Genomic DNA, 21,189 nt, shown 5'->3' with positions numbered 1-21,189 from the left:
TTTGATTGGTATCCCCGAATAACGAGTGAAACTCCACCGTGACACAGTGGTGCTGTAGAATCCTTACAACACATCACACTATTACGTATCTAGAGGAGCACGATATGCGCGTCGACGAGGTTTTTAAGCAGGCAGCATCCCAGGGCACCGCGCCCGTTTCGTTTGAGATGTTCCCGCCCAAGGGCGAGCTCACCCTCGACACGGCTCGCGAAGTGGCAGGCAATCTGTGCAAGCTTTCGCCGAGCTTTGTCTCGGTCACCTGCTCGGCCGGCGGCTCGGGCAACGGTGCCACCACCGCCCCCATCGCGCATATGATTTCGAGCGAATTCGACACGCCCTCGGTGGCACACCTCACCTGCGTGGGCCGCACCCACGCCGACATCGCCGCCAAGATCGACGAGTATCGCACCGCCGGCGTTGAAAACATTCTGGCCCTGCGTGGCGATCTCCCTGCCGGCGCGACCGAGGACGACAAGCCCGCCTCCGACTACGCCTACGCCCGCGACCTCATCCCCGAGCTCGTCGACGCCGGCTTTTGCGTGGGCGCCGCAGCCTACCCCGAGGGCCACATTGCCTGTGAGGATCTCAACCTCTCGGTCGAACACCTCAAGCAAAAACAGGACGCCGGCGCAAGCTTCTTTGTGACGCAGCTCTTCTTTGATAACGAGTGCTTCTACCGCTTCCGCGAGCTTGCCGACAAGGTCGGCATCACCGTGCCCATTACCGCGGGCATCATGCCGTTTATGGGCAAGTCCCAGATCAGCCGCATGGTCTTTATGTGCGGCGCGTCGCTGCCCTCCCCCGTCATCAAGATTCTCGCCAAGTACGAGAACGACCCCGAGAGCCTGCAGGCAGCCGGTGTAGATTATGCCGCCCGCCAACTTTGCGACCTCAAGGAGCACGGCGCCGACGGCCTGCACCTGTACACTATGAACCGTCCTGCGATCGCCGCGACCATTATGGAGCGCCTGGGGTAATGGAAAAACCGCACATCGATACAACCGCTGTCGAAGTGCCGGCCGACCTTGCGTCGCCGGCGCTTTACCGTGTCGATGCCGCGCACCATCCCCGTGTCGACCGTGCCGAGATGCTGCGGTATCTGGGTTACGGCGGCCAGCAGATTGAGCCCGAACTGTCACGACGTATTGAGCTTGTCGTTGAACGTCTGGAACTGGACATTGAGCCCCGTGGCGTGCGCCGCGTGTTTGCCGTCGATGCCACGGGCGTGGACGAACAAAGTGAGCCTTGCATTCGCTTGGTCGGCACCAACGTTGAGCTGCGCGGTCGCGATATCTATCGCCACCTCAAAGACGCCCGCTTTGCCGCACTCATGGCATGCACCCTCGGCATGGACGCCGAGCGTCGTCTGCGCACCACGGGAGCCCAGCAGCCCCTGGAGGGAGCCGTGCTCGACGCCGCGTGCTCTGCCTATGTAGAAGCCGCCGTTGAGCAGATGGACCAGCAGGCCAAGGCTGCGGCCGCCGCACACGGGCTCGCCGGCAACTGGCGCTTTAGCCCCGGCTACGGCGACTGCCCGCTCTCGGCCCAGCGCTCGATCGTCGATGCGCTCAACGCCACGCGGCTCATCGGCCTTACCGTCACGCCCACCAGCCTGCTCATGCCCACCAAGAGCGTGACCGCGGTGATCGGTCTGTTCGACGGCAAAGTCCACGACGCCCAGAGTCGCCCCACCTGCAATATCTGCCGCATGCGCGAGCACTGCCGCTTCCGCGCCGCCCACACCACCTGCTATTCCAGCCACTAGGAGCCCCCGATGTTCACCCCGCTTATTACTCATAATTCGGATGGTGCCGCGCTGGCGGCGCCCGTCAATGCCGCACGCTGCAACGGCGCTGTGTACAAGCCACGCACGATCGACGACCTGCGCATTAAGGACGATCGCCTGCGCGCCGCCATCGAGGGCACGGGGCACCTGCTGTTTGACGGCGGCATGGGCACCATGCTGCAGGCTGCCGGCATGAAGGCCGGCGCCCTGCCCGAGCTGCTCAACTTTGAGGAGCCCGAGGTTATCACCGATATCCAGCGTCAGTATGTCGAGGCCGGCTGCGACGTGATCACCGCCAACACCTTTGGCGCCAACGCCCACAAGCTCGACGGCGCCGCCACCGTGGCAGATGTCTTTGCCGCCGCTGTCGCCTGCGCCCGCGAGGCCGGCGCCCGCTACGTCGCCGGCGATATCGGCCCCATCGGCGCGCTGCTTCGCCCCTTGGGCACCCTGAGCTTCGACGAGGCCTATGACCTCTTTGCCGAGGAGGTGCGCGCCGGCGTCGACGCGGGCGTGGACCTCTTTATTATCGAGACCATGACCGACCTTGCCGAGATCAAGGCGGCCGTCCTCGCCTGCCGCGAGAACTCCGACCTGCCCGTCTTTGCCACCATGACCTTTGAGGAAGACGGTCGCACCTTCTTGGGAACGAGCCCCGAGGTCGCCGCCATCACGCTCGACGCCATCGGCGCCGACGTTTTGGGTATCAACTGCAGCCAGGGCCCGGCCGAGCTCCGAGGGCTCGCCGCACGTATGCTCACCGTTACCGACAAGCCCGTTATGGTGCAGGCTAACGCGGGACTGCCCCGCGTGGACGACGACGGCAATACCGTCTTTGATATCCAGGCCCCCGAATACGCCGAGGCCGTCGCCGGCATGATCGAGGACGGCGTGAGCGTCGTGGGCGGCTGCTGCGGAACCACGCCGGCGCATATGGCGGCCTTGCGCACGCTTATCGACAACCACACGCCCAGCCCGCGCCGCCGCAAGCCCAGCATGTCGGCCACGAGCGCCCAGACGGTCGTGGACCTTCCCTGTGACGGCCACAAAATCGCCGTCATCGGCGAGCGCATCAATCCCACCGGCAAAAAGCGCCTGCAACAGGCCCTGCGCGACGGCGACCTGGACTACGTCGTGAGCCAGGGCATCAGCCAGCAGGAACAGGGCGCCGACATCCTGGACGTCAACGTGGGCCTGCCCGAGATCGACGAGGTCAAGATCATCCAGCAGGCGACCGAGCAGCTCCAGGGCTCCACGCTGCTGCCGCTGCAGATCGACTCCACCGACCCCGCAGCCGTCGAGGCAGCCGTGCGCCGCTACGCCGGCAAGCCCATCATCAACTCGGTCAATGGCAAACAGCAAATCATGGATGAGATCTTTCCGCTGGTCGCCCATTACGGCACCAACGTCGTCGGCCTCACGCTCGATGAAGGCGGCATCCCCGATACCGCCGAAGCTCGCTTCGCCATCGCCGAGCGCATCGTGGCCGAGGCCGCCCGCTACGGTATCGGCCCGGACCGCATCCTCATCGACTGTCTGGTCATGACCGCCTCGACCAATCAACGCCAGGCCGAACAGATCCTGCGCGCCATGTCCCTGTGCAAGGAGCGTCTGGGCGTCAAATGCGCGCTCGGCGTGTCGAACATCAGCTTTGGTCTGCCTGCCCGCCCGCTGCTGGGCTCGGTCTTTTTGGCTGCCGCTTTTGGCGCGGGCCTGGACGCCCCCATCATGAACCCGGGCTCCAAGCGCTTTATGGATACCGTCTACAGCTATCGCGTGCTGAGCGTTGAGGACGAGGGCTCGACCGGATACATCGAGCGCTACGCCGGCTGGACCGATCCGTACAAGATCGCCGCGAATCCGGCGGCGGCTCAGGCGGTATCGACCGACGCCGCGCCCGCTGCTGGCACCACCGGCACCGACGGCAACGACGACCCGATTCGTCGCATGGTCGTCTCGGGTCGCAAGGGCGAAATCGCGGCCGAGACCGAGCGTCTGCTGGCAGACCATGACGCCATGGACCTCATCAACAATCACTTTATCCCCGCCCTCGACGAGGTTGGCGTCCTCTTTGACCAGGGCAAGTTCTTCTTGCCGCAGCTTATGGCCTCGGCCGAGGCCGCGCGTGTGGGCTTTGACACCATCAAGCGCCTGATGCCCGCCGGCGAGATTGCCGACAAGGGCAAGATCTGCGTGGCCACCGTTAAAGGCGATATCCACGACATCGGTAAGAACATCGTCAAGATGCTGCTCGATAACTACGGCTACACCGTCTTTGACCTAGGCCGCGACGTCGACCCGCAAGAGGTACTCAAGACCGTACGGGAGCGCGACATTAAGCTCGTCGGCCTCTCGGCGCTTATGACCACCACGGTCGTCGCTATGGAGGAGACCATCAAGTTGCTCCATGCCGAGGTTCCGGGCGTCAAGATCATCGTAGGTGGCGCCGTGCTCACCCCCGAATACGCCAAGCAGATCGGCGCGGACTACTACGCCAAGGATGCCGCCGAAAGCGCGCGCATCGCCGAAGAGGTCTTTGGGCAGTAACACAACGGAAACAACCGAGCACCAAAACGTGCCGCACGCGCCACTTGGCACGTGCGGCACGTTAGAATAGATAAGGCTATGCTCGTTTTGGCAGATAGGAGTGCAAGGATGGCGATCACGCCCGCAGAAATCGCGGAAACCCGCGGCATGGTTGAGGAGCAGAACCTCGACATCAGGACCATCACCATGGGTGTTTCGCTCATGGGTTGCGGCGACGAGAGCCTCGACCGCATGTGCACGAAGATCTACGACCACGTGACGCACACGGCTGAGCACTTGGTCGAGACCGCCGAGAACCTCGAGCGCGAGTACGGTATCCCCATCGTCAACAAGCGCGTTTCCGTCACCCCGGTGGCGCAGATCGCCGCATGCTGCAAGGATGAGGACCTCACCCCCATCGCGCATGCCCTCGACCGCGCGGCCGAGACGCTCGGCATCGATTACCTGGGCGGCTTCTCCGCGCTCGTTCAGAAGGGCATCGGCGACGCCGACCGCCGCGTCATCCAGTCCATCCCCCAGGCGCTCGCTACCACCAGCCGCGTCTGCTCCAGCGTCAACGTCGCCAGCCTGCGTGCCGGCATCAACATGGACGCCGTGCTCATGGCCGCCCAGACCATCATCGATGCCGCCAAGCTTACGGCAGATGAGGATTCCGTTGGCGCCTCCAAGTTTGTCTGCTTTGCCAACATGGTCGAGGACTCCCCGTTTATGGCGGGCGCCGTCCACGGCGGTGGCGAGGCCGACGCCGTCATCAACGTTGGCGTCTCGGGCCCCGGCGTTATGGCGGCAGCCCTGGAGAAGCTGCCCGACTCCGCCTCGATGATGGAAGTCGCCGAGAAGATTAAGCAGACCGCCTTTAAGATCACCCGTGCCGGCGAGCTCATGAGCCGCGAGGCCGCCCATCGACTGGGTGTCGAGAAGGGCATCGTCGACCTGTCGCTGGCGCCTACGCCCGCCATTGGCGACTCCGTTGCTCGCATCCTCGAGATTATCGGCGTGGGCACCTGCGGTGGCCCGGGCACGACCTGCGCGCTCGCCATGCTCAACGACGCCGTCAAGAAGGGCGGCGTCATGGCCAGTTCCAGCGTCGGTGGCCTCTCGGGCGCCTTTATCCCCGTGTCCGAAGACGCCGGCATGATCGCCGCCGTCGAGGCCGGCGCGCTTTCGCTCGAGAAGCTCGAGGCCATGACCTGCGTGTGCTCCGTCGGCCTGGACATGATCGCCATCCCCGGCGACACCCCGGTCGAGACCATCGCCGGCATCATCGCCGACGAGATGGCCATCGGCGTCATCAACAATAAGACCACGGCCGTGCGCGTGATTCCCGCCATCGGCAAGGGCGTGGGCGACTGCGTCGAGTACGGCGGCCTGTTTGGCCGTGCGCCCATCATGCCGGTGAACCCCAACGCCGGCACCGTGCTTGCCCACCGTGGTGGACGCTTCCCGGCACCGCTGAACTCGCTGAAGAACTAGCTGAGGGGGACTGGCGAGGAGCCCCGGGGAGGGCAAATATATAAGGTCGCCTGCTCGGACAGTCCTGACTCGCACGGAGAGCACATTAAGTGCTCTCCGGCTCGTGCGGAACTCGCGATCGACCTTATATATTTGCCCTCCCCGGGGCTCCCGCACAACGGGACCTCGGTTGGGCTCTATCCCGGTTGCAGTTGCTTCGCTCCTGCACCACTAGGCTGGTGCGACGGTTTGGCGTTGGATCGGTTCTTTCTGATATATGCTGGTTGCGGCTCTTCTTTTGGGGGGGAGTCGCTTTTTTGTTGCTAGGAGGTTAGCCCGTGGTTGATGGGGATGCTCGCTCTGAGCTTCTTTCTGCTGATTGGAATCAGGAGTGGATGCGTCTGCAGGCCGCTCGGCATCGGGCTGATGATTCTTTTGAATGGGATAAGCGGGCTCGACATTTTCGACCTCTTGAGACTGCTCCGTATGCCCGGGATTTTATGAAATTGCTGGCTCTTGAGCCTGGTGAATCGGTGCTTGATATGGGGTGTGGGGCTGGGTCGATTGCTATTCCGCTTGCGCAAGACGGGCATCCTGTGATTGCGGCTGATTTCTCCCCCGCCATGCTGGGCACGCTTGATGCCGGCATTGAGTATTACGGGCTCGAGGATCTTATTACGCCGCTTGAGCTTGCTTGGGATGATGACTGGAATTTGGTTGGACCGGTCGCGAAAGCGGTAGATGTTGCCTTTGCCAGTCGCTCTGTCACCACGACCAACCTAAAAGGCGCGCTTGCCAAGCTTGATCGTACGGCTCGTCGGCGTTGTGCTGTCACGATGGTCGCCAACTCCAGCCCGCGCTATGACCTGCACCTGATGAACGCTATCGGTGCCTCGGTTACCCGCAGTAATGGCTTTGTGTATGCCTTCAATATCCTCATTCAGATGGGCGCCCTGCCGCAGGTTACGTACTTTGAATCGCCTCGTCGCGATACCTTCGATAGCCTTGAGGCGGGAGTGGCGGACTTCTCCCGCATGCTCGAGCACGGTAACGAGGATAAGATTGACCGTCTACGCGACTACGTCGCTCAGCATATGATTGAGAATCCCCATGCCGGCGAGCCAGGGTCCAAGGGCGTACCGCAGGGGCGTTACATGCTCGACCACGTCCGCAAGGTCCGTTGGGCGTTTATTGCATGGGAGCCGGTCTCCATACCCCGCCCGTAGCCCATCTAAAGCTTGCATCGTCTTCCCGCCCGGCATCCGCATTCTTTGCGAACTGGGCAAACGCGCTCCACACCGCGCCGTTCCTGCGCTATCGTGGGACAGCTCACGTAGATTAAGGCCCCATTGCGGGGCGCCCCATACATAGAAAGCGAGAACCCATGGCACTGACAGGAGCCCAGGTCAAGCAGCTTCGCAGCATGGCCCATCACCTCAACCCCGCCATCATCATCGGTAAGTCCGATGTCAACGAGGGCACCGTCGAGCAGACGGTTGCCTACCTGGAGAAGCACGAGCTCGTTAAGTGCTCCGTGCTGGACGGCTCCAGCCTTTCTGCCCGCGAGGCCGCCGAAGAGCTCGCTGAGCGCTGCCACGCCGAGGTCGTCCAGGTCATCGGCCGCAAGTTCTCGCTGTATCGCGAGTCCTCACGCAAGGACATCGAGAAGATCAAGCTCGTCTAAGAGCCAATGATCCGGCGAGCCAACACATAGCAAGCTTACGGGTGCCCAAGTACTTTGGGCGCCCGTTTTTTATCGCTCGACCAGCACGCGATTGAGCCGCCCCTCCACCAAGCGCTCGTATAGACGCCGCGTCTCGGGCTCGGGCACGCCATTGACCTGCTCCCTCAGATGGTGCATATGCCCGCTGTATAGCTCGACGATATCGCGCCGCCGCCCCGCCGCACTGTAGACGCGCATGGCGCAGCGCACCATATCCTCGCGCGCCGTTTCCTGCCGAAGCCCCGACTCCGCCAGCCAAATCGCCGACTGCAGATCGTTTTCTTCTAGAGCGGCATTGGCCCCCTTAATCATGCAATCGATGTACTTTGACTGCATAATGCGTCGCATACGCAAAAAGTAGGTGGGATTACAGCCATTGGGAACATACAGCGGTCCGGCATAAAGCTGCTCAATCTTAAGGCACAGTTCAACTAAATGGGGCCCGCGCGCACCCGTGCGATTTCCCAAAACCTCGCGGCTTATCTGGTCAAACAGCCGTACATCGGTCTTGACGTAGTCGCCGTTGAGTCCGATGCATTCATTTTGGATGAGCACGCACGACTTGCCGTCTGGCGTCGGCCCCAAGGCCGACCGCAAGCGCGATATCGTCGAGTACAGGTTGTTGCGGGCGCTATTGAACTCGGCATGGGGCCACAGCTCCATGGCCAGCGTCTCACGATCGACGAGCGCATCCATGCCCAGCGCAAGCCGCTCGGCAAGTGTCGCCGCCTTCTTGCGGCGCCACATTTTGTCCGTGATGGGAAACCCGTCGCGCTCGGCGCGAAACGCACCAAACATGCGAATCTCGATATGGTCGATGGTATCAACGGCTTCAACCTCGCCAGCCTGGAACAGACGCTCGCCCTCCCCTTCCAAATCGTCGCGCAGCGAGTACCGCGACAGCTCGCGCACGGGAAGCTTCTTGCGTATCCTGCCCGCCGGCTCGCCCAGACAATGCATGGCAAGGCGCGCAAAGAGCCGATACGATGGCTCTAGAATCCCCGCACGATTCATGGACATCCAGGCCGCAAGGTCGCTGTCTCGGCCCGCACAGGCCAAATGCAGCGCCACGACCCAGGCTTCTGAGCCACCGACCTGCGTCTTGCTAATATCGAGCAGCTCCGCCTCTTCGCGAACCGATACCAGCGACGTATTGCGCAGATACGCCACGCGCTCCAGCAGCAAAGCGTTTTCGCGCATGTACGTAATCGATTCGTCGGCGAGCTTGAGCACCTGGACCGCACGGAACTTTGCGTTGACTGGCCGCCCCTCCGCCAGCGATTGCCAGCCCTCCAGCAATAGCCCAAACAGCTGAATTTGATTGTCGCGAACACGCACCGCAAAGCGGTCGAGCTCGCCAAACGCCACATCGTCGGTCACGGGCAAGCCCGCGAGCAGGCGCCGCGCCGCCAGCACCATACGCAGCCAAATGGATGGCGCCTTAAGCCCGCGGATATCGAGCGCCTCGAGTATCTGCGCCATCTTGTCATCGCGCTCGTCGGGTTTAGCAAACGAGCCGTCGAACAGCTCCACCAGCATATGGTCGGCCTGTATGAGAATCCCCGCGATGTCGAGCTCGCAATCATAGGCTTTGCGCGCCTTGAGCTTCGCGAGAACATTGCCGTCTTTCGCTCGCTCGGTTAGGTGGCGCTTGACCTCGATATGCGCGGACAGCATGTCGAGCACCTCGCAGGATGTCTGTTCTTGCACAACAGGGTTGGCGGGAAGCCCCAGGTCATTGTCGCCGTAAAAGGCGATAGTGAGCGCCTGTGCTATTTTCCAGGTAGCGGGGTCGAGCTCGCGCGCCGCCTGATCGCCCGCACGTTCGATAACGGACGCCATATACCTTGCGAGCTTTGTATTGCACACGCTGACAGCCGCCAGATACACGCCGAGCGCCTCGGCGGGTGCCGGCTCTTTCTCCTGCTTTTCCGCATTGACCATCGCCGTCGCCGCGCGGCAAATGTCCCCTCCGTGCCCGGTCAGGGCAAGATCGGCCCCATACTGCCCGGCAAGTTCCAACACCACATGGCGGTCCAAGAACGCATCGGCCAGGTCCATAGCCAAATCGCATCGGCCCGCCTTAATCAAAATGCGAGCAGCCCGCGATACAAGTTCGGGACGGATCTCGGCAACGAGCTTTCGCAGCCTCAGGCGCGCGTTGTCCTTAGCGCCCAAACACCTAAAGGTGCGATCAGACGGATCCACGCCAAAAAACGGATAATCGCGCACAAAGATGGACTGGTCGATCATCGAAAGCCTTACACCGCACGCCTCTAGCTCCGCAATGCGACCCTCGCCCATCAGCACCATCAAGCAGGCAACGGTAAACAACAGGTTGTTCTCGAGCGATGCGAGATCTGCCAGCGCCGCACCGTACACGTTGACGATTTCGTTCTCGAGCAACCCGGCAACATCGCCCTGTCCATACATTCCCGTCTGCAGGGCAGATACCAGCTCTGGCACACCCTGCGTGAGCCGATAAAAATCGAGCGATGTACTGATCGAAAACGCCGTAGCCCATGACGAATACTCATAGGCGTGCACCTTGAGCATCTGCGCATTGACTTTTACAGAATCGCCCAACCCGTGGATAAGCAATCGGTTGGAGGGGCGGCAAGTAATAAAGACCCCCGTCCCCGTAGCACGTAAGCTGCGGATTCGATCGATGAGGTCCTCTGTTTCGCGCTGCTCGAGATTGGGCACGTTGTCGATCGCAACGAGCGAATGCGGTTTGTCCTTAAGCTCATCGGCGACAACCTCGAGCTGCATAAAGAGCTCGCGTCCAATCGCGCGGTCGGCCTCGATTATCCGAACCGGCCCTCGCGTGGGATCCGATTTAACTTCCTGCACGTATTGCAGCAATACCGACGTCTTACCAAACCCGTCGGGCGCGTAAAGCAGAACGATTCCTGCCTTGCGCCCTTTAACGATGAGCTCGTTCATCAAGCGATCGCGCCGCACCATATAGCCGCCGCCCGTCGGCATCAACTCGAGGTCGTCCGTATTGCCCAGATCGTTTACCATGCCTGCTCCTCAACTCGACCATATGGACACCGTAGCTGCAGGACCATATGAGCCACCCCGTGAATAGCGCGACTTAGAGTTTTTGGTTGTCTGCCGGTACGTGTTTGGCAAGTTTTTGTACAGCGAGGCCCGATGGTAATTTATCCCCCGACCAATAGGTCTTTGCGCAGGTCAATGCGCTTGCCAGCATGTCCCATCCAATTTGCAGTGTAGCGCAGTCGTCTGTTTTTATTTGAGTTGCGCAACTCGCCTATTCCTCGCTACCGCTTGCGACTCTATAGTGGCAAATGTGCATAGAATCTGGTACGGAATGAATCTCATGATTTAGAGCCCACTCGCCAAGCATGTGGCAAGGTTTCCGTCATGCACACATTACGGCCCGCATCCACTAAAAAGGCCCCCGCAAAGCGAGGGCCTTTTGGAAAGCTATGTAAGATCGCTTGGTCGCGTTACTCGCAGAGCGAAAGAGCGGCCTCGTCAGCAACGACGACGCAATTGGTGTGGAGCTGCAGGATCGAAGCGGGGCACTCGGGCGTAACCGGGCCATAGCACATATCGTGCACAGCCTGAGCCTTGGCCTCACCGTTGGCGACAACCAGGATCATGCGGGCATACATGATGGTCTGGGTGCCCATGGTGTAAGCCTGACGGGGCACATCATCGATGCTGTCGAACAGGCGGCTGTTGGCCTGAATGGTGCTCTCGGTCAGATCGACGCAGTGCGTACCCTTGGAGAAGTGGTCATCGGGCTCGTTGAAGCCAATATGACCGTTATTACCAATGCCGAGCAGCTGCAGATCCGGGTAACCGGCGGCAGCGACGATCTTGTCGTACTCGGAGCAGGCAGCAGCGGCATCGGGGTTGGAGCCATCGGGCACGTGCGTGTTGTTCAGATCAATATTGATGTGATCGAAGAAGTTCTCGCGCATAAAGTAGTGATAGCTCTGGGGATCGTCGTGCGAAAGACCGCGATACTCGTCCAGGTTGTAGGTGCTGACCTCGGCAAAGTCGACGTCGCCCTTCTCGTACCAAGCGGCGAGCTGCTTGTAGGCGCCAATCGGGGTGGAGCCGGTGGCAAGACCCAGTACGCAATCGGGCTTGAGGATAACCTGGGCCGAGATGATATTGGCGGCCTTACGGCTCATATCCTCGTAGTCTTTAGCTTTAATGATCTTCATTACGCGTCCTTTCTCGTACAAAAGAGGCAAGGCTCCCCTTACAAGCACTTGCCCGCGGCCCGCGTCGGCCGCAACCAACGTGTGCGGCCACCAGGGCGAGGTCGCGTAATGTATGTGTCTCGTGTCTAGCCGCGTCGAGGCCCCTGCCCGTCCACGGTGACCCAAAGCTGTTTAGCCTCGGACGTTTCCCATCTTGCCACGGAGGGCGCCCTCTTTCAAGGGCGCCCTCCGTAAACGTGTTTGAATTGTAGGCTAAAGGCCGAGCGCGCTCACTAGCGCTCGCGAGCGACGATGAGTTGGTCCATCTCCTCGACGTGCTCTCCAACGGAGCCCTTAATGCTCGAGAACTCAACGGAGTTGCACACCAAGATGGGAACCGTCACATCGTAGCCCTCGGCAGCAATTGCCTCGCGATCGAACTCGATGAGTACATCGCCCTTATGGACGATGTCACCCACTTGCGCATGTACGGTAAAGTGCTTGCCCTCGAGCTGAACAGTGTCCAAACCAACGTGAATAAGCACGTCCAAGCCATCGACCGTGTTAAGCGCAACGGCGTGTCCCGTGGGAAAAATGGCCTCGACCTTGGCGTCTGCCGGCGCAATCACGCGCGTACCCGTAGGCTGAATCGCCACGCCCTGGCCCAAAAGGCCGGTGGCAAATGTCTGGTCATTGACCTCGGACAACGGAATGACGTCGCCCGAGATGGGAGCATCCAGCGTAAGGACTCGACCACGCATACCAAAAGACCTTAGGACTTTAGTGAACATGATCCCCCTCGGACATACCAATCAACCAAAATAGCTTTAACAGTTTACCACTTGGCACCCGTTTTTGACCATTAGGGAAGTTCGCGCTTGACAACCTCGACGATGTCGTCGACAACACGCTGGGTCAGCTCGTGCGTCTCGGCCTCGGCCATCACGCGGACCAGCGGCTCGGTACCGCTCGGGCGCACCAGAATGCGGCCGCGGCCGTCAAGCTCCTTCTCGGCAGCAGCGACGGCATCCCAGATGGGCTGGCAATCGTCCAGACCAGCCTTGTTGTCGGAATGCACGTTGACGAGCACCTGCGGGTACTTCTTCATGATGCCGGCAAGGTCGGTGAGGGTACGACCGGTGCGCTTGAGCACGGCCAGCAGCTGCAGAGCCGTCACCAGGCCGTCACCGGTGGTGTTGTGCTCCAGGAAGATGATGTGGCCGGACTGTTCGCCGCCGATGACGGCGCCGTCCGCGAGCATGCGCTCCAGAACGTAGCGGTCGCCCACGGCGGTCTGGACCATCTCGAAGCCCTGCTCCTTCATAGCGATGGAGAAGCCCAGGTTGCACATGACGGTCGAGACGATCTCGGAGTTGGCGAGCTTGCCGCGAGCGGCGAGGTCAGATCCGCAGATAGCCAGGATGTAGTCACCGTCGATCTCATTGCCCTCGCTGTCCACGAACAGCACGCGGTCGGCGTCGCCGTCGTGGGCCAGACCGATGTCAGCATGGGTGCGCAGCACGAGCTCGCGCAGGGGCTCAAGGTGCGTGGAGCCACACTCAACGTTAATGTCAGTGCCGCAGTAATCGGTGTTGATGGCATGGACCGTGGCGCCCAGGCGCTGCAGCGCGGCGGGCGTGGTCTGGCAGGAAGCACCGTGACCGCAGTCGACGGCAACAACCAGGCCGTCGAGCTTAAGGCCGTCGAGCGTGCTGATGGCATGATCGACATATGCCTTGCGGGCGTCCTTCATCTTGATGATGTGACCCACACCGGCGCCGGTCGGCAGCGTGTCGGCAGCCATGGCCTCCTCGGACATGACCCAGGCGCTGATCTCTTCCTCAACCGCGTCGGGAAGCTTCATGCCCTTGCGGCTAAAGAACTTGATGCCGTTGAACTCCGGCGGATTATGCGAAGCAGAAATGACGATGCCGCCATCGAGCTCGTTTTGGACGGTGAGCAGCGCCACGGCCGGCGTAGGGATAACGCCGCAGCAGTGCGGGCGGCCGCCCTCGGCCATAATGCCGGCGGTCAGAGCACTCTCGAGCATGGTGCCCGAAAGGCGCGTGTCACGGCCGATGCAGATGTCCGGACCAAGAAACTTGGTCGCCGCGCGGCCCAGGCGAAACGCGAGGTCGCACGAAAGATCGGCGTTGGCGACGCCACGGACGCCATCGGTGCCGAAGATGTTCTGGGGCATAGGATCGCTCCTTCCCTAGTAGGCGATATGCAACCGCCCACCCTAGTCGAAAAAGAAAAGCGGGACCCGCCGAGGAATCGGCAGGCCCCGCTTGTACATTGTATCTCGAAAGGAGATAAAACCTTAGCGCTTGGAGAACTGGGGAGCGCGGCGGGCCTTCTTGAGGCCGTACTTCTTGCGCTCGACCACGCGAGCATCGCGCGTAAGGAAACCGGCCTTCTTGAGGTCAGCACGGTAGTCGCCAGCGTTCAGAAGAGCGCGAGCGATGCCCAGGCGCAGAGCGCCGGACTGACCGGAGATGCCGCCGCCATCGCACAGAGCGATAACGTCGAACTGACCGGCGGTGTCGGTCACCTTGAAGGGAGCAAGGGCGTTCTCAACGAGCTGATGACGGCCGAAATACTGCTCGGCGTCACGCTTGTTGATGGTCACCTTGCCGGTGCCGGGGACGAGACGGACGCGGGCGACGGCGTTCTTACGACGGCCGGTACCCTGGTAGACAACGGTGTTCTCAGCCATCTTTAAGCCTCCAGCTCAATCTTCGTGGGGTTCTGGGCAGCATGCGGATGCTCGGCACCAGCGTAGACCTTAAGCTTGGTCATCTGGGCACGGCCGAGGGTGGTCTTGGGCAGCATACCGCGAACGGCGCGCTCGATGACCTTCTCCGGGTGCTTCTCCATAGCCTGGCGGAAGCTCTCAGCCTTGAGGCCGCCGTTGTAGCCGCTGTGGCGATAATAGGTCTTCGTATCGGCCTTGTTACCGGTAAGCTGGACCTTATCGGCGTTGATGACGACAACGAAGTCGCCGCAGTCGCTGTTGGGCGTGAACTGGGGCTTGTTCTTACCGCGCAGGATCATTGCGATCTGGGTGGCAAGACGGCCCAGGACAGCACCATCGGCGTCAACGAGAACCCAGTTGCGCTGGACCTCGCCCTGCTTGGCGTAGTGAGTCGATTTCGAAATCACTTAGACTCCTCCATGTACAGTACGTGTTGTTACAGAGATTCACGGGGCTCTGCAAGTAACCCGTCCATATTACCCCGCTCGCCGTACGAGTCAACAGGTATTTTGGCTCCGACCAGAGTTTCTGCACATGTCATCCACGAGCCGTGATTTTCCAGCTCTTTAGCTGTTGCCATTTTTTGAGGGTTCGCCGTCGTTAGCGCTCAACGAACTCTTGGATTTCCGCGAGCAGACGCTTTGCCTCCTGACGGCCCTGGATATACAGGTCCAAAAGCTTTGCCGAATCGTGCTCGACATGGCCGACCTCGACCGGCTTTTGCGGAGCGACGACCAACGCACGGCCCTCGCGCTCATACTTCCACAGGTGCATGCGCTGGATGTTGTAACGGTCGTGGCGCGTCTCGATAGCCTCGAGCAGATAGGGGTAGTCGGCATAGCGGGCGCGCGCGGCAGGCATAAACTCGTAGGGCTTTTTCTCGTACGAGCGGTCCTGCGTGACAATGACAACCGCGCGATCGAAGCCCGCCTCCTCCAGCACGTGCTCGATAGGAACCGAATCGGCCACACCGCCGTCGACGTATTTGTGCCCGTCAATCTCGACCGGCGGCGTCACCAGCGGCAGCGACGTCGATGCGCGCACAGCGTCGAGATCGAGCACGGCGCTTTTGACCGGCAGGTACGCGGCGGTTCCAAAAAGCATGTCCGTCGCGACGGCGTACATCTCGATGGGGCTCGCGTCGAACGTCTCGTTGTCAAAGGGGTCCAGGCGGTCCTGGACATCGTTGAAGATAAAGTCGTAACCCACAATAGAGCCCGTGGACGCAAACGATGCGGCGCCCATGAAGCGACTGTCGTTGCAGAAAGCCAGGTTGATGCGGTTGGCACGGCCGATCTGGTGCGACTTATAGTTCACGCCGTTGAGGGCGCCGGCCGAGACGCCGTACACCGCCGGGATTTCGACACCAGCCTCCATGAGGACGTCGAGCACGCCTGCGGTAAATTGCCCGCGAAAGCTACCGCCCTCCAGGACGAGCGCGACCTTGCCGGCGTTCTTTGCCTTATCTTCTGCAGTCATGTTGACCTCCTGCGATTGCGTTTTGGCTTTCTTCTACCCAGTTTTGGGATGGTGAGAGCGCAGGTTTTTCGAGGCGGCAGGTGAAGCGGAAAGTGTGTCCCGTTCTCAGAGCAAATTCCGGGTCTCATTTTCCGCTGAGCCCACCATCAGGAAAATGAATCCCATTCCGAGCTTAGATTCCGGGATGCGCTTTCCGCTTGAGCTGCCATTGGGAAAGCATGTCCCACTCTACGGCGGGATTCCGGGTCGCAGTTTCCGCTTGAGGCGCCATCCGGAAACTACGTCCCAGTCTGAGCGCGGATTCCGGGACACGCTTTCCGCCTGGGCCGCCATTGGGAAAGCGCGTCCCGGTCTGCGTTGCCAAGGCGTTTTCTTTACGCTCGCGCCCTGCATAGAGTTCGATTCTCCGCGGGTAGAGATGACGTTGGCGCGGGGGCATTGTCGGCTGTCATCCGATCGACATCGCATCTGTTTTGGGCTGAGGCATTGCGCGGAGAATCCGCGTATTTACTTCGCAAATACGCGCCGGCTTCGGCCGCCTACCGGCGTCCTCGCCCGCGGGCTAAAAACGCTTACGCGTTTTCTTTACGCCCGCGCCCTGCACAGAGTTCGATTCTCCGCGGTACGGACTAGAAATAAAAAGACAGGCAGATACGAATATCTACCTGTCTGTTGCTTATGGTGGAGCTAATGAGAAAAGCAGCGAACACCGCTGTGGTGCCAACTATTGAACTCGACACGGCAGTTGTGAAAGTGTCTAAGAACTGGTTTGTGGTGATAGGAACCTGTGAAAGTGGCAGGCACGCGACGGTTTAAGAAACACAAGCTGAGCGGCTTACCGTAAGCCTGTATAACGCCAAAAGCGGGGCACCCCTATTAAGGGTGCCCCGCTTTGCGCTAGTAAGAGAGTTTTTGACCAGGATAGATGGCGTACGGCGATCCAATGCCGTTCTTGATGGCGATGGTATGCCAGTCAACGCCGAGAGACGCGCCGATTCCGCTGAGCGTGTCGCCGCTCTTGACGGTGTAGGTCTGCTTCGAGTCTCCGTTGATGATGGTCTGGGCCTCGTCGTAGCGGTCTCCGAGGACCGCCTTGCGCGTGCCGCCGTTGCCGTACTTCCCGGACTTCGCCTCGCTTGCAAGGGTGGATGCGCTCGCCGTGGCGATGTGGTTGATAAACGCCTGAACCTCGTCGTAGCGGGAGCCGAGCGCGGTCTTGCGGGCGTCGCCGGTGCCGTACTTGCCCTGCATCACACCCGCCGCCAGGTTGAGCGTGGAGCCGGAGGGGGCATTGGACGTGTCCGCTGGCTTCTGCGCCTTTCCTGAGGGGTTGGCGAACTTGCCCCACGCCTCCTTGTCCATGAAGGCGATGTCCAGGTCGAGGTTCCCGCTGTAGCCGCTCAATCGACCGGAAGAGGAATACTGGTGGATGGCGCACGTCTTCCAAGCGCCGAAGCCGCCCGAGGGGAGCCACGGGTCGCCCTGGTATCCAGTCTGGTTGTTGTTGGCGTACTGGGCGACCCACAGGCCGTGGTTGGGGGCGATGGCGCTCCAATCCTCCTCGGTGCACACGGAACGGCTCATGTAGACGATACAACGCACGCCGGTAAGCCCGTAGATGCGATCGAGGAACCTCTTCGCCCCGGCGGTGCCGATGCGCCCGTACTGCTCGTAATCCAGCACCGGGATGCCCTCGCCGAAGTAGCCCTTGCAGTTCTTGTAGAAGAAGTCGGCCTGCTTCACCGGGTCTTCCTTGTTCATGAAGTGGTAGAAGCCCCAGCACTTGCCAAGGGACTTCGCCTTCTGGATGAAGGGGTCGCAGGTCTTGTGCACGATGGACGTGCCCTCAGTCGCCTTGCAAATCATGAAGTCGAAGGGGACCTTCCCAAGGTCGATGCTCTTCTGGTAGTCACTGATGTCGATGCCGTTCATACCTGTTCGCTCCTAACTGCGTAAAAGTAGCTGCCCCAGTCGATTCCCCTGAACCGCTCCCAGCTGATGGGTTCCGTAAGGCTCGGGTCGTCGGGGTCTTTGATGTACACGCCGTCCTCGTCGCACTTCCATATGAGCAGGACGTGAGCGCCGTACTCCCTGCCGCCCTCGTAGACCGCCCCTCCCATGCCGGAGAAGAGCATCCAGCCGTCGCGCAGGTATGATTCCGCGTCGTCCAGCGTCCAAAGGTCTTGGTACTCGATTCCATAGAGGTCGTTAAGCTCTTCGCAGAACCTCCCCATGTGGTTCATGCCGCCGTCGATGCACCGGTTTCCCACGAGATTGAGCAGCACCGGCGGCGTGATGTCCTCGCCGGTGATGTAGCTCGCGGCCATGGCGGCGCAGCACAGGCCGCAGCCGGATTCCGCCACGGTGCTGTCCGCCGTGGCGTAGGGCAGGCCGCCCCAGCGCTCGTCCGCCTGATAGTAGTAGGGCGGCCCGCTCGCAGGCTCGTCGTAGAGAATCACCGTCTCTTTCTCTGAGACGGTCTGAGAGTCGTTCTGCGCCCCTGAACCGCTGGCCGTGGACCCGGCGGCCGAGCACCCGGCCAGAAAAAGGGCTAGAACGGCGCACAGGGCGGCTGTGAGGGCCTTGCTACGCATCTACCCCGTCCTTCGGCAGCTTCCCGAGCGCCAGGAGCGCATCGAGCCATTTGCTGGTAACGCCGACAGATTTAAAGGCCGCGTAGGCGACCTGCACGCCGCCGACCGCCGCGAAGACCGCCGTCACGCATGCCGCCGGGTCGCCCGGCAGGCCGCCGGCGAGAGCGGTCAGGGCGCCGCACGCTGCGGACACGGAGATGGCGAGCCAGCGCGCGGCCGTGCCGCTCATGGCCTCCGTCTTGATCGCCTGGACGATGTACGGGACGACCACCACGGTTGCGATGGTCAGCGCCGCCTGAATTGCTGTCATATGACTCCTCCTAATCGATTACGGGCTGATTCATCGCATCCGTGTACAGGCGCGTCCCCGTGCCATTTCCGCCTAGCCCGTGATAGGCTGCGTACACGCCCTCCAAGTGCTTTCGGTCTGCTACGGTCATGCCGTTTTGCTTGGTCGCACCCTCATGGATGGCTTTCAGCTCACTCCATAGCAGCTCGCGCATTCCGTTTCGCACGGCGTCATCCGCTGCGCGCTCGCGCTGCGCGTTCTCGGACACCTTGCGTCCCTGTGTCTTCACAGACGCGACGGCAGACGCGACGAGCGCCGCCACGGTGCATGAGATGACATTCGAGACGATGAGCGCCGTTAGAGATTCCACGCTCTACCTTCCTTCCGTAGTCGTTTATTCGTCGAGTTTCGCGGGTATGTCCCCCACGCTTTAATGCGGAAAATCCCAGGCGAAAACGACGGTTATTGCCATTCGTTTCGTCTGGGATTTTCGAGAGATTGGATTCGCATAATGATTTTTTCCACCGCCGCCAACGAATATATGGACGACAAGCGCAAACGCCTGAGGGCCACTACCCTGGAGGGCTACGAGAGTGCCATCAGGTGCCATCTGCTGCCCAGATGGGGCGAGCGCGAGATAGAGACGATCACATTCGAGCAAGTCCAGGAATGGGTGGACTCGTTTGAGCTTGCCGGTGCCGCCGAGAAGGCTTACAAGACCTTCCGCCAGATATACCGCTGGGTCTTGCGCCGCCACCAGCTCAGAATCTGGGACGTGACTCAGGGCGTGGAGTTGCCCAAAAAGCCAACCGTGCGCCGCCCGACGTTGACCGCTGAACAGGAGCGAACGACGCTCAAAGCCATCGTGGGACAGCCGTTCGAGGCTGCCGTGCTCCTGGGTGCCGCTTTGGGCCTGCGCAGGTGCGAGGCATGTGCGGTGCGCATCGAGGACGTCGACTGGCGGAGCGGGTGGGTGCACGTACGGCGCGGGCTGCATGTAGTCAAGGGCGAGCTGGTCGAAACCGGATGCAAGACCAAGCTATCAAACAGGCGTCTCAAGCTGCCGCGATTCGCGCTTGAGCGCCTACGCAAGATTCGCGGAAACCGCAGAACTGGAAGGTTGTGCGAGCTTGACCCAAATACCTTAGCGCGACGCTTCCGCGCGTTCTGCAAGCGATTCGACCTGCCGCACGTGCCGATGACCTGCCTGCGACACAGCTGGGCGACGATCTCTCTTGAGCACGGGGCCGCCATCGAGGACATTGCGGTGGCTCTCGGCCACACGACGGTCAACACGGCCATGAGCCACTACCTGCAATCATTCCGCACAGTCGTGGCGAGGGCTAGCGACTCATACACGGCAGCGATGGAGCTGTAGGCATTCCGTATCCCGCGTCTTGGCGACGCCGGGAATCAAGCAAAACGGCACGGTTGTCATCCCTGGCCTCAAAGGCCGCGCTGCGGTGACCGTCGCCTTCGGGCACGGCGCGAGCGGCGTCATGCCGACCTCGGACGGGTCGCACGTCGTCGCGGGCGCGGCGGGTGGAGACGGCTACTCGGTCGTGACCGCATTCGCGATGGCGTCGGTATCGGGCGAGCAGGTGACCTTCAGGGGAGCCCTCTTCGCCGTATACAGGACGTCCGGCCTCGGCAGCGCGCTGGCTTTCGGCGCGGGCGATGCCGAGACGATCGACGCGATATACGGATAGCATTCCGTATCCCTGATCGACTGGACCTATCTGTACGGCGAACCCGGCGCCGGAAAGTCGTTCGTGCGCTACCGCCGCGACGGCGCCCGTTGCGTGCTGCAATGGGGCGCGACGCAGGGCACGTCGGCATATTGGGCCGCCGGCCTCCTGCCCGAGCAGATGCGGCCAAGGGACGGCAACGTCTACGTGCCGGGGGTCTGCGTGTCCCCCAACGGAACGGTCGAGAACGTGTGCGCGTACTGCTATGTCTCGGCATCGACCGGCGAGGTCGGCCTGCAGGTGGCGGCGACAACGAACCGGAATGTCTGGAATCACGGGGAAACGTCGTGGTTCATCTAGACGGGTAGCGCGATCCAGTTCAGCACGACGTCGAAATACTTATAGGTCTCGTTCGGCGCGAAGAAGTCGACTTTGAAGCCCGTCGGCGTCTTGTCGTAGACCATGCACGCGGTCTGCGTCCAGCCCCAGGCATTGGCGCCCTTCACGAACTCGCTGGTTATTACCACGACGTAGTCTCCAGCGATCGGAGCATCGAATGCGACCTGCGCGATGTTGTCGTTGAGATGCGTCGTGAGACTGACCTTGCCTCTCCGGGATACGGAATCCTATCCGCTACCGCCGCGCGGCGTAGGCCACCGAGAAGGAGCACATCCAGTTCGCTGCGAGCG

At 61.3% G+C, this 21,189-nt stretch carries 21 protein-coding genes; 9 read left to right on the top strand and 12 right to left on the bottom strand.

All coding sequences use genetic code 11. The features are described from left to right. The first annotated feature begins 104 nt into the window (after positions 1-104). The 6 genes from AB5Z20_RS04350 to AB5Z20_RS04325 all read left to right on the top strand — a co-directional run bounded on the left by AB5Z20_RS04350 (position 105) and on the right by AB5Z20_RS04325 (position 7,469). The gene (locus AB5Z20_RS04350) at positions 105-977 is read left to right on the top strand and encodes a methylenetetrahydrofolate reductase (protein ID WP_138111646.1); all 873 of its coding nucleotides are present in this window, start codon (positions 105-107) and stop codon (positions 975-977) included. Then, positions 977-1,765, top strand: a complete 789-nt coding sequence (locus AB5Z20_RS04345; RefSeq protein WP_138111643.1) for a hypothetical protein — start codon at positions 977-979, stop codon at positions 1,763-1,765. The genes AB5Z20_RS04350 and AB5Z20_RS04345 overlap by 1 nt, the downstream gene beginning before the upstream one ends. 9 nt (positions 1,766-1,774) lie before the next feature. Further along, the gene (locus AB5Z20_RS04340; protein WP_217495600.1) at positions 1,775-4,333 is read left to right on the top strand and encodes a homocysteine S-methyltransferase family protein; all 2,559 of its coding nucleotides are present in this window, start codon (positions 1,775-1,777) and stop codon (positions 4,331-4,333) included. Between the two features lie 108 nt (positions 4,334-4,441). Next, complete coding sequence (locus AB5Z20_RS04335) at positions 4,442-5,806, top strand: PFL family protein (protein WP_138111640.1); 1,365 nt, start codon at positions 4,442-4,444, stop codon at positions 5,804-5,806. A 479-nt stretch (positions 5,807-6,285) separates the two neighbouring features. Next, positions 6,286-7,011: a methyltransferase domain-containing protein gene (locus AB5Z20_RS04330; protein WP_138111637.1), complete on the top strand. Its 726-nt coding sequence runs from the start codon at positions 6,286-6,288 to the stop codon at positions 7,009-7,011. 158 nt (positions 7,012-7,169) lie between these two features. Further along, positions 7,170-7,469: a YhbY family RNA-binding protein gene (locus AB5Z20_RS04325; protein WP_006234690.1), complete on the top strand. Its 300-nt coding sequence runs from the start codon at positions 7,170-7,172 to the stop codon at positions 7,467-7,469. 69 nt (positions 7,470-7,538) lie between these two features. Here AB5Z20_RS04325 and AB5Z20_RS04320 read toward each other — a convergent pair whose 3' ends face one another. The 11 genes from AB5Z20_RS04320 to AB5Z20_RS04270 all read right to left on the bottom strand — a co-directional run bounded on the left by AB5Z20_RS04320 (position 7,539) and on the right by AB5Z20_RS04270 (position 19,182). Then, on the bottom strand, positions 7,539-10,535 hold the full coding sequence (locus AB5Z20_RS04320; protein WP_138111634.1) for an AfsR/SARP family transcriptional regulator: 2,997 nt from the start codon (positions 10,533-10,535) through the stop codon (positions 7,539-7,541). 449 nt (positions 10,536-10,984) lie between these two features. Further along, positions 10,985-11,713: a glucosamine-6-phosphate deaminase gene (gene nagB / locus AB5Z20_RS04315; protein WP_117583336.1), complete on the bottom strand. Its 729-nt coding sequence runs from the start codon at positions 11,711-11,713 to the stop codon at positions 10,985-10,987. 272 nt (positions 11,714-11,985) lie between these two features. Further along, on the bottom strand, positions 11,986-12,453 hold the full coding sequence (locus tag AB5Z20_RS04310) for a PTS sugar transporter subunit IIA (protein ID WP_320676340.1): 468 nt from the start codon (positions 12,451-12,453) through the stop codon (positions 11,986-11,988). Between the two features lie 101 nt (positions 12,454-12,554). Further along, the gene (gene glmM / locus AB5Z20_RS04305) at positions 12,555-13,892 is read right to left on the bottom strand and encodes a phosphoglucosamine mutase (RefSeq protein ID WP_117862485.1); all 1,338 of its coding nucleotides are present in this window, start codon (positions 13,890-13,892) and stop codon (positions 12,555-12,557) included. A 123-nt stretch (positions 13,893-14,015) separates the two neighbouring features. After that, on the bottom strand, positions 14,016-14,411 hold the full coding sequence (rpsI, locus tag AB5Z20_RS04300) for a 30S ribosomal protein S9 (RefSeq protein WP_022094634.1): 396 nt from the start codon (positions 14,409-14,411) through the stop codon (positions 14,016-14,018). Positions 14,412-14,413: 2 nt separating this feature from the next. Further along, positions 14,414-14,857, bottom strand: coding sequence for a 50S ribosomal protein L13 (gene rplM, locus AB5Z20_RS04295; protein WP_022094635.1), 444 nt, complete (start codon positions 14,855-14,857; stop codon positions 14,414-14,416). 193 nt (positions 14,858-15,050) lie between these two features. After that, positions 15,051-15,929 carry a patatin-like phospholipase family protein gene (locus AB5Z20_RS04290; protein ID WP_138114202.1) on the bottom strand — a complete coding sequence of 293 codons (879 nt, stop codon included), beginning with the start codon at positions 15,927-15,929 and terminating at the stop codon, positions 15,051-15,053. Between the two features lie 897 nt (positions 15,930-16,826). Then, positions 16,827-17,861, bottom strand: a complete 1,035-nt coding sequence (locus AB5Z20_RS04285; protein ID WP_368156394.1) for a GH25 family lysozyme — start codon at positions 17,859-17,861, stop codon at positions 16,827-16,829. Then, on the bottom strand, positions 17,858-18,523 hold the full coding sequence (locus tag AB5Z20_RS04280) for a papain-like cysteine protease family protein (RefSeq protein WP_368156393.1): 666 nt from the start codon (positions 18,521-18,523) through the stop codon (positions 17,858-17,860). The genes AB5Z20_RS04285 and AB5Z20_RS04280 overlap by 4 nt, the downstream gene beginning before the upstream one ends. Then, positions 18,516-18,833 carry a hypothetical protein gene (locus AB5Z20_RS04275; protein ID WP_368156392.1) on the bottom strand — a complete coding sequence of 106 codons (318 nt, stop codon included), beginning with the start codon at positions 18,831-18,833 and terminating at the stop codon, positions 18,516-18,518. The genes AB5Z20_RS04280 and AB5Z20_RS04275 overlap by 8 nt, the downstream gene beginning before the upstream one ends. A 10-nt stretch (positions 18,834-18,843) precedes the next feature. Then, on the bottom strand, positions 18,844-19,182 hold the full coding sequence (locus AB5Z20_RS04270) for a hypothetical protein (protein WP_368156391.1): 339 nt from the start codon (positions 19,180-19,182) through the stop codon (positions 18,844-18,846). 141 nt (positions 19,183-19,323) lie between these two features. Between AB5Z20_RS04270 and AB5Z20_RS04265 the strand changes: the two genes are divergently transcribed. The 3 genes from AB5Z20_RS04265 (at position 19,324) to AB5Z20_RS04255 (ending at position 20,860) form a co-directional block, all read left to right on the top strand. Then, entirely contained in the window at positions 19,324-20,190 is an 867-nt protein-coding gene (locus tag AB5Z20_RS04265) for a tyrosine-type recombinase/integrase (RefSeq protein WP_368156390.1), read from the top strand. Between the two features lie 85 nt (positions 20,191-20,275). Further along, positions 20,276-20,521 (top strand): hypothetical protein, encoded by a 246-nt coding sequence (locus tag AB5Z20_RS04260; RefSeq protein WP_368156388.1) that lies wholly within the window; start codon positions 20,276-20,278, stop codon positions 20,519-20,521. A gap of 63 nt (positions 20,522-20,584) precedes the next feature. Further along, on the top strand, positions 20,585-20,860 hold the full coding sequence (locus tag AB5Z20_RS04255; RefSeq protein WP_368156387.1) for a hypothetical protein: 276 nt from the start codon (positions 20,585-20,587) through the stop codon (positions 20,858-20,860). Here AB5Z20_RS04255 and AB5Z20_RS04250 read toward each other — a convergent pair. After that, the gene (locus AB5Z20_RS04250; RefSeq protein ID WP_368156386.1) at positions 20,857-21,027 is read right to left on the bottom strand and encodes a hypothetical protein; all 171 of its coding nucleotides are present in this window, start codon (positions 21,025-21,027) and stop codon (positions 20,857-20,859) included. The genes AB5Z20_RS04255 and AB5Z20_RS04250 overlap by 4 nt on opposite strands. Between the last annotated feature and the right edge of the window lie 162 nt (positions 21,028-21,189).

The sequence above is a fragment of the Collinsella aerofaciens genome, assembly GCF_040910245.1.
GTDB lineage: Bacteria > Actinomycetota > Coriobacteriia > Coriobacteriales > Coriobacteriaceae > Collinsella.
The sequence above is the reverse complement of the archived record's forward strand: the minus strand, read 5'-3'. Positions and strand labels throughout refer to the sequence as shown.

Excerpts from the sequence above, each read along its gene's own strand:
- AB5Z20_RS04290 (WP_138114202.1), bottom strand. The coding sequence starts at position 15,929 with ATGACTGCAGAAGATAAGGCAAAGAACGCCGGCAAGGTCGCGCTCGTC.
- AB5Z20_RS04275 (WP_368156392.1), bottom strand. The coding sequence starts at position 18,833 with ATGACAGCAATTCAGGCGGCGCTGACCATCGCAACCGTGGTGGTCGTC.
- nagB (WP_117583336.1), bottom strand. The coding sequence starts at position 11,713 with ATGAAGATCATTAAAGCTAAAGACTACGAGGATATGAGCCGTAAGGCC.
- AB5Z20_RS04320 (WP_138111634.1), bottom strand. The coding sequence starts at position 10,535 with ATGGTAAACGATCTGGGCAATACGGACGACCTCGAGTTGATGCCGACG.
- rpsI (WP_022094634.1), bottom strand. The coding sequence starts at position 14,411 with ATGGCTGAGAACACCGTTGTCTACCAGGGTACCGGCCGTCGTAAGAAC.
- AB5Z20_RS04340 (WP_217495600.1), top strand. The coding sequence starts at position 1,775 with ATGTTCACCCCGCTTATTACTCATAATTCGGATGGTGCCGCGCTGGCG.
- AB5Z20_RS04325 (WP_006234690.1), top strand. The coding sequence starts at position 7,170 with ATGGCACTGACAGGAGCCCAGGTCAAGCAGCTTCGCAGCATGGCCCAT.
- glmM (WP_117862485.1), bottom strand. The coding sequence starts at position 13,892 with ATGCCCCAGAACATCTTCGGCACCGATGGCGTCCGTGGCGTCGCCAAC.
- AB5Z20_RS04310 (WP_320676340.1), bottom strand. The coding sequence starts at position 12,453 with ATGCGTGGTCGAGTCCTTACGCTGGATGCTCCCATCTCGGGCGACGTC.
- AB5Z20_RS04285 (WP_368156394.1), bottom strand. The coding sequence starts at position 17,861 with ATGAACGGCATCGACATCAGTGACTACCAGAAGAGCATCGACCTTGGG.
- AB5Z20_RS04345 (WP_138111643.1), top strand. The coding sequence starts at position 977 with ATGGAAAAACCGCACATCGATACAACCGCTGTCGAAGTGCCGGCCGAC.
- AB5Z20_RS04335 (WP_138111640.1), top strand. The coding sequence starts at position 4,442 with ATGGCGATCACGCCCGCAGAAATCGCGGAAACCCGCGGCATGGTTGAG.
- AB5Z20_RS04350 (WP_138111646.1), top strand. The coding sequence starts at position 105 with ATGCGCGTCGACGAGGTTTTTAAGCAGGCAGCATCCCAGGGCACCGCG.
- AB5Z20_RS04265 (WP_368156390.1), top strand. The coding sequence starts at position 19,324 with ATGATTTTTTCCACCGCCGCCAACGAATATATGGACGACAAGCGCAAA.
- AB5Z20_RS04330 (WP_138111637.1), top strand. The coding sequence starts at position 6,286 with ATGAAATTGCTGGCTCTTGAGCCTGGTGAATCGGTGCTTGATATGGGG.
- AB5Z20_RS04280 (WP_368156393.1), bottom strand. The coding sequence starts at position 18,523 with ATGCGTAGCAAGGCCCTCACAGCCGCCCTGTGCGCCGTTCTAGCCCTT.